We start from the raw sequence: 11,881 nt of genomic DNA, 5'->3' as shown, positions 1-11,881 counted from the left end.
GCCGTGAAGATCAAAATATTATTGGTAGACGATCATCAAATCGTGCTAAAGGGCATTTCGTTTTTTCTCACGATGCAGCCCGATTTCGAATTGGTCGGGGAAGCCCATAATGGACTGGAAGCCGTCGAGAAGGCAGCCGAATTAAATCCGGATATCATACTGATGGATTTGAACATGCCGATCATGGACGGGATTGAAGCGAGTACGCGGATCGCCAAGCAAAATCCGGAGATCAAAGTGCTCGTTCTGACGAGTTTCTCGGACCGCAGCCATATTGTTCCCGCGCTCCAGTCCGGAGCAATCGGGTATATGCTGAAGGATGTAGAGCCGGATCAGCTTGCAGAAGCCATTCGCAGCGCTTATAAGGGGAACATCCAGCTTCACCCGGACATCGCAAGCGCGCTGCTTGCCGAGGTGGTACCGGAAAATGCTGCGGTGAAGGAGCTGCCGAGCCGGGCATTAATCGAACTATTGACTCCGCGGGAGCTGGAAGTGCTGCAGGAGCTTACCAAAGGAATGAGCAACAAAGATATTGCGCGAAACCTGACCGTGGCGGAGAAAACAGTAAAAACGCATGTGAGCAGTATTTTGAGCAAACTTAATATGACGGATCGCACGCAAGCGGCTTTATACGCGGTGCATTTAATGAAAGAACTCGAATAAAAAACGTCGTAAGACTATAGTCGTAAGACTGAATCTCCGCCCTAGGCGGTTCAATATCGTCTTTTTTTCGGTCTATTTACCGATGCTTCCCTCCTCAAAACTATATACAATAAAGGTACTTACAAAAAGTAAATTATATATTGTGGAGGGAAACAAATCATGAGTACAGTTTTATTTGTTAAAGCAAACGATCGCGGAATCGAAATGGGAACAAGCGTTAAGCTATACCACGCTTTTCTAGATAGCTACAAAGCCAGCCATCCTGAGGATGTCGTTATTGAGCTAGATTTGTTTAAAGAAGAATTGCCGTACTTGAATGCGGATATGATCAACGGTAACTTTAAAGCGGCCCGCGGCTACGACCTGACACCGGCAGAGCAAGCGGCAGTAGCGGTTTCCGATAAATATATCAATCAATTTCTTGCAGCGGATAAAGTCGTATTCGCATTCCCGCTTTGGAACTTCACGGTTCCGGCTGTATTGCACACTTACATCGACTACCTTTCGCAAGCAGGCAAAACATTCAGTTATTCGGCTGAAGGTCCAGTCGGCTTGATTACAGACAAAAAAGTAGCGCTGCTTAACGCACGCGGAGGCATCTATTCCGAGGGTCCAGCAGCCGGCGCTGAAATGTCGTTCAACTTCATTCGCAACGTAATGGGCTTCTTCGGCGTAAAAAACCTGGAGAGCGTCATTATCGAAGGCCACAACCAATTGCCTGATCAAGCGGAAGCGATTGTTGCTGCCGGCCTTGAACAAGCAAAAAAAGTAGCTGCAAGCTTCTAATTTCAGCGGTAAAGCCAAGACAGCCAGACATTCGTCTGGTTGTCTTTTTTTTGCATTGGGCGTTCTGTAAATAAAAAATGATTGACTCTTTAAGCGGATCAATGTTTATATTATATAGACCGATCGTTATAATCGAGGAGTGAATGGATGTCAGAAAAACAAAATACCAGATGCGCCATTCTTGAAACGGCGGCAAGGCTTTTTTTTACGCAGGGATACCATGCTACCGGTTTGAGCCAAATTATTAAAGAGAGCAGCTGTCCGAAAGGCTCTTTGTATTATTATTTCCCGAACGGCAAGGAGGAGCTGGCGCTGGAGTGCATCAACTGCACCCGTGATCTCGTCATCGAGAAGTGGAATCAAAAATTTTCCGCTTTTGAAGAGCCGGCGGAAGCCATACAGGATTTCGTTCACGATATGGCGGAGGATGCCGAGAAGTTCGATTTCCAAGGGTATATGCCCTTTAGTTTCTGGATGGCGGTGGAGACCTCGTCGATCAGCGATACGCTTAGAGCTGCCGGACAGGATGTTTTTGCCGCTTGGCAGGCCGTCATCTCGGAAAGGCTTGTTAGTTATGGCATGGATGAGGCCAAAGCAAAAGAGATTGGCGTCGTCATCATTTCGCTGCTGGAGGGCGCGCTGATCCTGACGTTGACGAATCGGGATAAGCAGCCGCTGTTAAGCGCGGCAAAGTGCATACCCTACGTCGTAAACCATTGTCCTTCTTTCTGAGAAGGCATCAATAAATATAGATAGATATGGGAGAGTGGAATTTTTGCAAGCAACAATGGCAAAATCGCAGCAACGAACGGAGCAGACCTACAAAGTATTTCCTATTATGATTTCTTTGCTTTTGGCCGGCTTCGTCGGCATGTTCAGTGAAACGGCTTTAAATGTAGCGCTTAGCGATCTAATTCAAGTTTTTAATATCACTGCGCCAACGGTACAATGGCTGACAACGGGCTATTTGCTCACGCTTGGCATCTTGGTTCCGGTATCGGGCTTATTGCTGCAATGGTTTTCAACGAGGCAGCTGTTTATAGCAGCGGTAAGCTTCTCCGTGCTTGGCACGCTTGTGGCGGCGCTCGCTCCGAGCTTTGATGTGCTCATGGCGGCACGCGTCATTCAAGCCATTGGTACGGCGCTTCTTCTGCCCCTGATGTTTAATACGATACTCATTATTTTTCCTGCCGAGAAGCGGGGAGCGGCGATGGGCATAATCGGGCTCGTCATTATGGTTGCACCCGCGGTAGGACCTACCATAGCCGGACTTCTCATCGAAAATTTGAGCTGGCACTGGATTTTCTGGCTGTCGCTTCCGTTCTTGGTTATAGCCCTTGTTTTTGGAATTTTCTATATGCAAAATGTCTCCACGATTACAAAACCGAAAATCGATGTTTTCTCGCTTGTATTCTCGACCCTTGGCTTCGGCGGCATCGTGTTTGCGTTCAGCAGCGCAGGTGAAGGCGAAGGCGGTTGGGGCAGCGCAAAAGTTATTACCTTTATGATTATCGGCATAGCCGCGCTTATCGTTTTTGCTATCCGTCAGTTGACGATGAAGCAGCCGATGATGAACCTGCGCGCCTTTAAGCATCCGATGTTCATAGTGGGAACGCTGATGGTGTTTATTTGTATGATGGTTATATTAGCCTCCATGCTCGTTTTACCGATGTATTTGATCAGCGGGCTGGGTCTTAGCGCGCTTACGGCAGGTCTCGTCCTATTGCCGGGGGGACTGATTAATGGTATTTTGTCCCCGGTTATGGGCAGCTTGTTTGATAAATTCGGTCCAAAATGGCTCGTTATTCCCGGACTTGTTATCTTAGCAGCCGTGCTTTGGTTTTTCTCCGGCATTACGACGGCGTCGACGCTGGCGCTTGTCATCGTGCTTCATTCCTGCTTGATGATCGGAATTTCGATGGTATGGATGCCGTCGCAGACCAATGGTCTGAACCAGCTTCCGCGCGAACTGTATCCGGACGGCACAGCGATTATGAACACGCTGCAGCAGGTGGCGGGTGCCATTGGCACGGCGGTTGCGGTTAGCATTATGACCGCTGGGATGAACAGTTTCATGAAGAATGCCGCTGATCCGGCTGACCCGGCGAATGCGCCTCTCGCTATGACGGCGGGCATACAGGATGCGTTTATTTTCGCGATGGTCGTTGCGGTCATTGGCCTAGTTGTTGCGTTCTTCATTAAACGGGTTCATGTAGAAAAGCAAAATAATAAAAAATAAAGTTACGAAACATGATGACCTCAAAGCCGAACAGGATGGCTATGTCTGATCGCTTATAGACAAACCCCCTTAATCCCGATATGATTGATAAAATAACCGAATATTTGTTAAGAGAAGGTGCAAGCAGAACGGGTTTTTGTTTGCTTAATAGGGAAGTCCGGTATCATGCCGGCGCGGTCCCGCCACTGTATGTGAAGAGCGTTTCTCTCAAAATGCCACTGTCTGTCGTAGGGATGGGAAGGTAGAGAAACGTGTTGACGCACGAGCCAGGAGACCTGCCTTTTCTTATTTTGTTTCTCATTCTTCGGGGGTAAGAATGGAGATCGGAACGTTATGCAATGCGCATGATGTTTATTTTATTTGCAGTTGCAAATCTTTAATTCGATAAAAGATCCCCTCTGAACAGGGGATCTTTTTTTTGTTTTGCAGCCCCCAGCGGCATAACGAAGAAGCTTGTCCGGTCAAAAAGAATTGAAAAAAGGAAGTAGGAAAGAATTGATGGCAAAGAACAGCAAGCGATGGTTATTCAGCTTATTGATAGGCCTGCTGGTAATTGGAGCAATCGTCGGCTGCGCGAATCCGGAAACGAACGGAAATACGGCAAGCGAGCAAACGCCAGCAAGCCAAGCTCCGCAAGAGACAGCTGTAACGGATGATAAAGGCAGCATAGAGCCTAAAGGCGGAAGCGAGAGCGCGCAACCTGCTAATTCATCTCCGACTGCGGAACCAAAGGCAACGCCCTCTGCGGTCGCGGACAAAGACGAAGATGAAAATCCGGTAAAGGATGCCGCAAGCGAGAAACCCGCTGCGTCCGTGAAACCGGCGAAGCCGACGCTATCCCCAGTGCAGGGCGATCAGCAGGTGACGCCTTCGCCAAAGCCGAATGCGTCAGAAAAGCCCGTCCAGTCTCCGTCTGCCTCACCGGCCGAAACGAAGCAGCCGATTAGTTCGGTTACGATATCGATCGTGGCGGACGAGAAAACGGGCACCGTGCTCGCGGCTACCGCCGTCGAACTGCAGAAAGACGATACCGTGCTTGAAGTGCTGAAGAGAACGACCCGCAAAAACAAAATCCAAATGGAATACAGAGGCGTAAAGGCTGCTGCTTACATTGAAGGCATTGATAATTTGTATGAATTTGATCTCGGCGCAAAGAGTGGATGGATGTACCGGGTGAACGGCGAGTTTCCAAATAAAAGCGCGGGTGCCTTTAAGCTCAAGGACGGCGATGTCATTGAATGGCTGTATACCATCGATCTCGGCGAGGATCTGGGAGCCGAGGCGGAATGAACAATGCCTTCTTCTCCGCTCATCCCATTACCAGCTTCTGCTATTATGCGGGTGTCATTGCCTTTGGCATGCTGTTATTTCATCCTGTTTTCCTCGTGACGTCGATTGCGGCGCTTACGGCTATTATTGTCATTCATGGCGAAGGGAAGCGGCTGCTTAAGCTGCTTCCTTATTATGCGCTTATGGGCGGATCGGTTGCCGTTCTTAACCCGTTGTTCTCCCATCGGGGGAGGCATATTCTCTTTTATTTCATGGATCAGCCGATAACGCTGGAAGCGATTTTGTACGGGGTGACGATGATGCTCTCGTTAATATGCATGATGCTGGCGTTTGTTTCCTTTCAGCAAATCGTAACCACAGACAAATGGATGTATCTGTTCTCGAGGGTCGCGCCGCGCACGTCGCTCCTAACCTCGATGTCGATTCGCTTCGTGCCGCTGTTTATGCGCAGGCTGGAGCAAATTACGACCGTGCAGCGGATGAAGGGGGTAACCATTCACGAGGGCAGCCTAAAAAAACGCAGCAAGGACGGCATGCTGCTCGTTCGCGTGCTGCTGACCTGGTCTTTGGAAGAAGCGCTTCAGACAGCCGATTCCATGAAAGCGAGAGGGTACGGCTCTGCCAAACGAAGCTCCTACGTAATCTATCGGATGGATCGCAGGGACTGGTATGTGCTCGGATTTTTGATAGCGGCGGGGGCCGCCTGCGCTTGGGGCTGGATGCAGGGTTATGGGGTACTAACGATCTATCCCCGTCTGGAATCGATGCATTTGCATCGGGGAGAAGGCTTCATCTTTGCTTGCTATTGTGCTTTTTTATTAACGCCAGCGCTTCTTGAAGGAATGGAGAGAAGGACATGGAAGTCATTCGAATAGATCAACTATCGTTTTATTATCCCGATACGTTAGCGGCTGCGCTCGATAACGTATCCCTATCGGTGAAGCAAGGGGAGTTTGTCGTCTTATGCGGAGCATCCGGCTGCGGAAAAACAACCTTGCTCCGTCATATGAAACAAGAGGCGCAACCGACGGGAAAGCGCTCGGGCACCGTGTTCTTTGAAAGCCTGCCGCTTGCGGAGCTGCCTGCGGTAACCGCAGCAGAGCAGATCGGTATGGTTTTTCAAAACCCGGAAAATCAAATCGTTATGGACCGGGTATGGCATGAGCTGGCTTTTTCGATGGAAAATGTCGGTTATGGCCAAGCGGTTATGCGCAAGCGGCTGGCTGAAATGAGCCATTTTTTTGGACTGGAAGATCTGCTGCATAAGTCCGTGCATGAAATATCAGGCGGTCAGAAGCAGCTGATTAACCTGGCTTCCGTACTGCTGCTGCAGCCGAAGCTGCTGCTGCTGGATGAGCCTACCTCACAGCTGGATCCGGTAGCTGCGCGTGATTTTTTGCAGCTTATATACCGCTTGAATCAAGAGATGTCGATGACAGTCATTATTAGCGAGCATCGGCTCGAGGACGTGATTCCGCTTGCCGACCGAATCGTTATGCTTGACGGCGGAAGGGTCAAATTCGATGCTGCACCCAGAGAACTGTGCCAATTGATCGGCTCCGCCGAAGCGTCAACGGATCTTTCGTATCTGCCGAGCGTGACCAAACTTTATTTGTCAGCAGAGCCGGTACGCCCGTCAGGCTATGCGAAAGAAATCCCGCTGACCGTACGCGAGGGGAAGCAGTGGCTTGCCGGGTTAGGCGGAATCCAAACGCATCCTCCCATGCAAGCGGAGGCACTGAGAGACACGCGGAACGACAAGCAGGAGCGGCTGCTGGCCTGTGAGGAAATGACGTTTAAATATGAGAAAGACGGCCCAGAGGTGTTGAAGAAGCTGTCGCTTCACGTATATAAGAATGAGTTTTTGGCGGTGATGGGCGGTAACGGCGCAGGAAAGACGACGATGCTGCAAATGATGGCTGGCTTGCTGAAGCCGCAGCGCGGCAGGATGAAGAAGGAAAAAGATATAAAGGTCGGCTATTTAGCTCAAAATCCCTTGCTGTATTTTAGCTATGACACAGTCGAGGAGGAGCTTCAGAAGATGGCTGATTATGTGAAGCTTGCCGAACGGGAGCATAAAATTGCAGGCATAGTGGCAGCCCTGCAAATTGCCGATATTTTGCCCAAGCATCCATATGACCTGAGCGGGGGGGAGCAGCAGAGAGCGGCGCTTGCGCTGGTTCTGCTGGGAGAGCCGGATGTCCTATGCTTGGATGAACCGACAAAAGGAATGGATCCCATAGCCAAGCAGCGGGCAGCCGAGCTGCTGCAGCAATTATGCCGATCAGGCAAAACGATTGTTATGGTTACCCATGATATCGAATTTGCGGCGGAGCATGCATCGCGCTGCGCGATGGTGTTTGACGGCGCGATTTCAGCCGAGGCGGCTCCGGCTCTGTTTTTTGGAAGCAATTATTTTTATACGACAGCAATTAACCGCACGGTGCGCGAGTGGCTGCCCGATGCGCTGACGACCGGGGATGTGATGGATCAATGGGTAAAATAAAGCTCTGGTTTTTAACCAGCATCGCATTGTTCGTTGCGGCGATGGCGCTGTCCTCCGCTGTTACGGATGAGCATTACCTCATGCTGAGCATCGTGCTTCTCTTCGTAACCATGCTTCCTTTTTTTTCGCGGTTCGAGAGAAGGAACATCGAAGCGCGCGAGATTGTTATCCTTGCGGTGCTGGCCGCTATTGCAGCCGTCAGCCGAGTACCTTTCGCGCCGCTGCCGAGCGTTCAGCCAACATCCTTCGTTATCATAATCGCGGCGATTGTTTTCGGCGCGGAGTCGGGCTTTATCATCGGTGCGATAGCAGCTGTCGTATCGAATATTTTTCTTGGGCAGGGTCCTTGGACGCCATGGCAAATGTTCTGCTGGGGTATGATAGGGGCCACGGCTGGCTGGCTGCGGCACACATGGCTTATAAAAACAAAAACAGGCTTGCTCGTGTTTGGGTTCGTCTGGGGATTTTTGTTTGGCTGGATCATGAATGTTTGGTTTATCATCGGCTTGCCGGACGCCTTAAGCTGGAAGCTGATTGTTATCGCCTATATACAAAGCTTTTATTTTGATCTGGCGCATGCCTTGTCCAATGTGTTTTTCCTTGCGGTGTTTGGCAGCAGTTGGATCGCGATTTTGCATCGGTTTAAGAGAAAATACGGCCTACTCGAGTCATAGCTTTGGGGAAGCTCCCGCCAGGCCGTAATAAATGCTACAATGGTAGAAAAAACATGAGGGGAAGCAATCGGGCGCTTGGTAAGGGTATGCCCGGAAAACCGATGGATGAAACAGAACCTCTTGCTGTTAAGCTTTGCGCAAGCTGTAAGGAAACGAAGCCGCTCTCCGATTTTTTGCGTCGGACAGGCAGACGCTCCAGCACAGGGGCGCGCCGCGGCGCTTGCCGGGTTTGCCGGAAGGCGAAGGCCGCGGCAGACCCTTTACCTGCTTTAGTCGATCATGAACATAAAGCGATACAAAGAACAGCGCGGGCCAAAAAAACGCGTTCGCAGCCGCCTATGCCGACAATCCCGCTGCCGAATGACTCTGCCGCGCTCAAGCAGACGCGTCAAGGCACGGTTTGGATGCGAGGCAAAACGGATAAAGGTCGTCGCTGGTATCAGGAAATAGAGCTGGAGCTTGCGGTCACGCTTGTCGATGAGCATGCTGCCGTTCTAGTAAACCGCCATACGATTCGGCGCTTGTTTAGCAATAAGGAGTTCAGGCGTTATATTTTGGAGAGAGATAACCATACCTGTTATTTTTGCGGCGAGTTTGGTGATACGATTGATCATATGCTGCCTCGCGCTAAGGGAGGGCATACGACGCCTTTGAATTGCGTTTGCGCATGTCATGCCTGTAATCAATCCAAAGCGGATCAAGACTTGCAGGCATTTATGAAAAGCGAAGACAGCATGACTTAATCTTAATCGCAATGTATGCGTTTTTGCAAAGATAGGAAGTGGGGAACCGCTAAAACGATCATTATCGTTCTAGCGGTTCCTCTTTGTTTTGGTTAATTGCGGACATCCAGCTTGCAAAGTTCAATAAATAGATAACAAATAATGAGTAAATAACGCTCACGCTTGGTTCGATACGCAAGCTTATGACGCTTTGAGCACCATTAGCTCAAAAAAAACGAATGCAGTCAGAATCGTATGGACGACAAGCGGTTCGGCATCGCGTTTACAGCAAATTATCGAACGCTGCAAAGAGCTCGGAATGATTGCAATCGTTGAATTACATGATGTAACAGGCTCAAACAGCACATCCGGTTTAAATGACATGGCCAATTATTTTGCCGGCAGTGCGGTGAAATCTATTTTGACGAGCAATGAAAAGTATGTATTGGTTAATATCGCGAATGAATGGGGGATAACAATCTCTCGGACATTGCATGGCGCGATGCCTATAAAACAGCAATTTCGACGATTCGAAATGCGGGTATCCATAATACGATTATCGTTGACGGCTCGGGCTGGGGACAAAATGCTTCACCTATAAAAGCATACGGCAATGCGCTTCTCGCGCATGACCCGGATCATAACGTCATGTTCTCCATTCATATGTATGGCTCATGGAACGATTCAAACAAAATCGGAACCGAGCTCCAAGCGATTAAAAATCTAGGCTTAGCTGTCATGGTAGGAGAGTTCGGATATAACTACAATAACGGCAACAATAATTTGGGCAGTCAGGTTAATGCTCAAGAGGTTATGGATCAGAGCCAAGCTAAAGGAACGGTTATATGGCTTGGTCTTGGACCGGGAACGATTCGAGCAATTCGTGGCTGGATATGTCGACAAGTGATTGGCAAACGCTTACAACTTGGGGGAATCTCGTTATTAACGGAACAAACGGGATTTGGGCCACATCCACAAAGGCAACTGTATTTAACGGCAGCAGCACGGCTCTATATGATTTTGAAAGTAGTAATACGGAGGGGTGGACGGCTCTTAATGTTACAGGTGGCCCGTGGTCGGTAACCGATTGGGCCGCAAGCGGCAGCAGCTCGTTAAAGGCTGACGTCACGTTAGGCGGTGGTCAATTTACACTGCAATATACCGGTTCGAACAATTTCAGCGGCAAATCCTCGATTTCCGCCAAAGTGAAGCACGCCGCTTGGGGAAGCGTAGGCAGCGGCCTGCAGGCGAAGCTGTTTATTAAGACAGGCTCCAGCTACACTTGGTACGATTCGGGAACGGTGAATATAAATTCAACAGGGGCATCAACGCTTACATTAAGTCTTTCCGGAGTATCCAATTTGGGTGATGTGCGAGAATTAGGCGTTCAGTTCCTGTCACCAACGAACTCCAGCGGTATATCTGCGGTTTATGTAGATAGCTTAGTGCTGCAATAAGGTTTCCTCCGTAACCAATCTGTGGGCTAAAACGAGGCTGCCTATTCTCCATTTCGAATGGATTAGGCTGACGGATCGTAGGGGGAAATCAATAAAAGAAGGTTCTTCTTTAAGGCGCAATCGCTTTAAAGAGAACCTTCTTTAACATGCATTAACTTCTTACCATAACCTCAGCCTGGATAAGCGTTTTTTCATAGCTTGTGCTTGGATTGAGAATTCGCCAAAGCATTTGATCCACGGCCCGTTTGCCTAGCAGCTCCTTATCGACATTTACGGTTGCCAAGAACGGAATTTGCGGATGCGTATTGTCGAAGCCGGTAAACACAAGATTTTCAGGTATTTCCATACCCATATCCCTCAAGGTCTCCAATGCGAATAATGCAAATATATCGTTGGCGCAGACAAATACCTCAGGCAAGCCATGCTCTAAGATCGCAGCCTTAAATGTATCATGGAAAGTATCGATCTCTGGTCCCATTAGCGAGGGGATCTGCTTTAATTCGATATCATGGTCTTCAAGGGAAGAGCGGAATCCAAGATAACGTTCGTAAAAGCTTTGTGCGTCTCTGATGTTACCCAAAAACTGATAGCTTTTGTACCCTTTTGAAATAACGGAACTCATAACCTCTCTCATGCTGGACAGGTTATCCGTAAAGATCGAATCGCAATAAAAGCTAGGATCATGATGATCGACCATCACGACTGGAATGCCTAATCTTTTGATGTCTAACAAAACAGGAGTGGAAATAGATCCGACTGTTATTATTCCCATGATCGCTTCTGGATTCAATAGTGAGAACATGGAGTCACCTGTCGGCTCGGTTAAGGTTAAAATGTTAATGCCTTTCTGGTTAAGCCTTAGGGATATGCCGTTAAAAATCGGACCCCAATATAAAGAATCGGTATTCTGATACCGCACATTCGGAAAAAGCACAAGAATCGTACCTGACCAGCTCCTCGCTTCAATGTCCATAAGCTCACTTGGAACGGGTGCAGTTTGTGCATCCTTAAAGTATCCAAGCTGTCCTGCCGCTCTTAATATTAGCTCTCTTGTTTGAGGGCTTACGCCTGATTTTCCGGATAATCCTCTTGAGACTGCGAATTTTGACAGTCCAGTAAAATCAGCAATAGATTGAATGGTAACTTTACGCCTCATGATTGTCATCCTACCTTATTTTGTTTTTCGGAGTTTGTGGAATGATAGCCATATCAATGAATAATTAATCTCATTACATTAACGGATTTTCGTTTTGTTATTTTGTTATGTGATCTAATATAACGGGTTTTTTTGTAGAATACAAGCGCTTTAAAAGAAAAGGCGAGCAGGTTTACCGGAAGCTAAAATGTTATTTATAATAACAAATAAAAAACAATTGACCGAAATTGTTTTCGGTGATACATTTGTTATGCAATAAAATAACAAAACAAAAAAACAAAACTAAAAAAAGAGGTGGTTGCAGGTAGAGCGATAGGTGAGAGATTTTTTTTTGCATTATATGCAAGCGCTTTAAAATGGAAGTTATTACTTTATACCAACTGATGAA

Annotated in this window: 12 protein-coding genes, 1 pseudogene and 1 riboswitch; of the genes and pseudogenes, 12 read left to right on the top strand and 1 reads right to left on the bottom strand. The window is 48.3% G+C overall.

What is annotated here, in order from left to right; translation table 11 throughout:
* Window positions 1-3: 3 nt before the first annotated feature.
* The 12 genes and pseudogenes from MRBLPE1_RS22885 to MRBLPE1_RS22830 all read left to right on the top strand — a co-directional run bounded on the left by MRBLPE1_RS22885 (window position 4) and on the right by MRBLPE1_RS22830 (window position 10,337).
* Window positions 4-663, top strand: coding sequence for a response regulator transcription factor (locus MRBLPE1_RS22885; RefSeq protein ID WP_364149635.1), 660 nt, complete (start codon window positions 4-6; stop codon window positions 661-663).
* Between the two features lie 159 nt (window positions 664-822).
* Window positions 823-1,449 (top strand): FMN-dependent NADH-azoreductase, encoded by a 627-nt coding sequence (locus MRBLPE1_RS22880; RefSeq protein ID WP_364149634.1) that lies wholly within the window; start codon window positions 823-825, stop codon window positions 1,447-1,449.
* A gap of 147 nt (window positions 1,450-1,596) precedes the next feature.
* Complete coding sequence (locus MRBLPE1_RS22875; protein ID WP_364149632.1) at window positions 1,597-2,181, top strand: TetR/AcrR family transcriptional regulator; 585 nt, start codon at window positions 1,597-1,599, stop codon at window positions 2,179-2,181.
* Between the two features lie 55 nt (window positions 2,182-2,236).
* Window positions 2,237-3,688, top strand: a complete 1,452-nt coding sequence (locus tag MRBLPE1_RS22870; RefSeq protein WP_364149790.1) for a DHA2 family efflux MFS transporter permease subunit — start codon at window positions 2,237-2,239, stop codon at window positions 3,686-3,688.
* Window positions 3,689-3,786: 98 nt separating this feature from the next.
* Window positions 3,787-3,985, top strand: a riboswitch (cobalamin riboswitch).
* Between the two features lie 201 nt (window positions 3,986-4,186).
* Window positions 4,187-4,978 (top strand): DUF4430 domain-containing protein, encoded by a 792-nt coding sequence (locus MRBLPE1_RS22865; RefSeq protein WP_364149788.1) that lies wholly within the window; start codon window positions 4,187-4,189, stop codon window positions 4,976-4,978.
* A complete protein-coding gene (locus MRBLPE1_RS22860; protein ID WP_364149631.1) occupies window positions 4,975-5,853 on the top strand; it encodes an energy-coupling factor transporter transmembrane component T in 879 nt (292 codons plus the stop codon). Before MRBLPE1_RS22865 ends, MRBLPE1_RS22860 begins: the two co-directional genes overlap by 4 nt.
* Window positions 5,835-7,484 carry an ABC transporter ATP-binding protein gene (locus tag MRBLPE1_RS22855; protein WP_364149630.1) on the top strand — a complete coding sequence of 550 codons (1,650 nt, stop codon included), beginning with the start codon at window positions 5,835-5,837 and terminating at the stop codon, window positions 7,482-7,484. The genes MRBLPE1_RS22860 and MRBLPE1_RS22855 overlap by 19 nt, the downstream gene beginning before the upstream one ends.
* Complete coding sequence (locus MRBLPE1_RS22850; RefSeq protein WP_364149629.1) at window positions 7,472-8,158, top strand: ECF transporter S component; 687 nt, start codon at window positions 7,472-7,474, stop codon at window positions 8,156-8,158. Before MRBLPE1_RS22855 ends, MRBLPE1_RS22850 begins: the two co-directional genes overlap by 13 nt.
* A gap of 53 nt (window positions 8,159-8,211) precedes the next feature.
* Entirely contained in the window at window positions 8,212-8,901 is a 690-nt protein-coding gene (locus tag MRBLPE1_RS22845) for an HNH endonuclease (RefSeq protein ID WP_364149627.1), read from the top strand.
* Window positions 8,902-9,091: 190 nt separating this feature from the next.
* Complete coding sequence (locus tag MRBLPE1_RS22840; RefSeq protein WP_364149625.1) at window positions 9,092-9,481, top strand: cellulase family glycosylhydrolase; 390 nt, start codon at window positions 9,092-9,094, stop codon at window positions 9,479-9,481.
* Window positions 9,370-9,645, top strand: a pseudogene (locus tag MRBLPE1_RS22835) (cellulase family glycosylhydrolase); the annotation flags it as partial. The gene MRBLPE1_RS22840 and the pseudogene MRBLPE1_RS22835, both read left to right, overlap by 112 nt.
* 80 nt (window positions 9,646-9,725) lie before the next feature.
* Complete coding sequence (locus MRBLPE1_RS22830; RefSeq protein WP_364149624.1) at window positions 9,726-10,337, top strand: hypothetical protein; 612 nt, start codon at window positions 9,726-9,728, stop codon at window positions 10,335-10,337.
* A 151-nt stretch (window positions 10,338-10,488) separates the two neighbouring features.
* On the opposite strand, the gene MRBLPE1_RS22825 is transcribed toward MRBLPE1_RS22830, so the two are convergent.
* A complete protein-coding gene (locus MRBLPE1_RS22825; RefSeq protein WP_364149623.1) occupies window positions 10,489-11,493 on the bottom strand; it encodes a LacI family DNA-binding transcriptional regulator in 1,005 nt (334 codons plus the stop codon).
* Window positions 11,494-11,881 lie beyond the last annotated feature (388 nt).

The organism is Paenibacillus sp. LPE1-1-1.1 (assembly GCF_040676435.1).
Classification (GTDB): Bacteria; Bacillota; Bacilli; order Paenibacillales; family Paenibacillaceae; genus Pristimantibacillus.
This window is presented reverse-complemented; position numbering and strand designations above follow the sequence as displayed.

What these genes read in the sequence shown, in the direction of transcription:
- MRBLPE1_RS22880 (WP_364149634.1), top strand. Translation starts at nt 823, where the DNA reads ATGAGTACAGTTTTATTTGTTAAAGCAAACGATCGCGGAATCGAAATG.
- MRBLPE1_RS22875 (WP_364149632.1), top strand. Translation starts at nt 1,597, where the DNA reads ATGTCAGAAAAACAAAATACCAGATGCGCCATTCTTGAAACGGCGGCA.
- MRBLPE1_RS22870 (WP_364149790.1), top strand. Translation starts at nt 2,237, where the DNA reads ATGGCAAAATCGCAGCAACGAACGGAGCAGACCTACAAAGTATTTCCT.
- MRBLPE1_RS22865 (WP_364149788.1), top strand. Translation starts at nt 4,187, where the DNA reads ATGGCAAAGAACAGCAAGCGATGGTTATTCAGCTTATTGATAGGCCTG.
- MRBLPE1_RS22860 (WP_364149631.1), top strand. Translation starts at nt 4,975, where the DNA reads ATGAACAATGCCTTCTTCTCCGCTCATCCCATTACCAGCTTCTGCTAT.
- MRBLPE1_RS22855 (WP_364149630.1), top strand. Translation starts at nt 5,835, where the DNA reads ATGGAAGTCATTCGAATAGATCAACTATCGTTTTATTATCCCGATACG.
- MRBLPE1_RS22850 (WP_364149629.1), top strand. Translation starts at nt 7,472, where the DNA reads ATGGGTAAAATAAAGCTCTGGTTTTTAACCAGCATCGCATTGTTCGTT.
- MRBLPE1_RS22845 (WP_364149627.1), top strand. Translation starts at nt 8,212, where the DNA reads ATGAGGGGAAGCAATCGGGCGCTTGGTAAGGGTATGCCCGGAAAACCG.
- MRBLPE1_RS22830 (WP_364149624.1), top strand. Translation starts at nt 9,726, where the DNA reads ATGGCTTGGTCTTGGACCGGGAACGATTCGAGCAATTCGTGGCTGGAT.
- MRBLPE1_RS22825 (WP_364149623.1), bottom strand. Translation starts at nt 11,493, where the DNA reads ATGAGGCGTAAAGTTACCATTCAATCTATTGCTGATTTTACTGGACTG.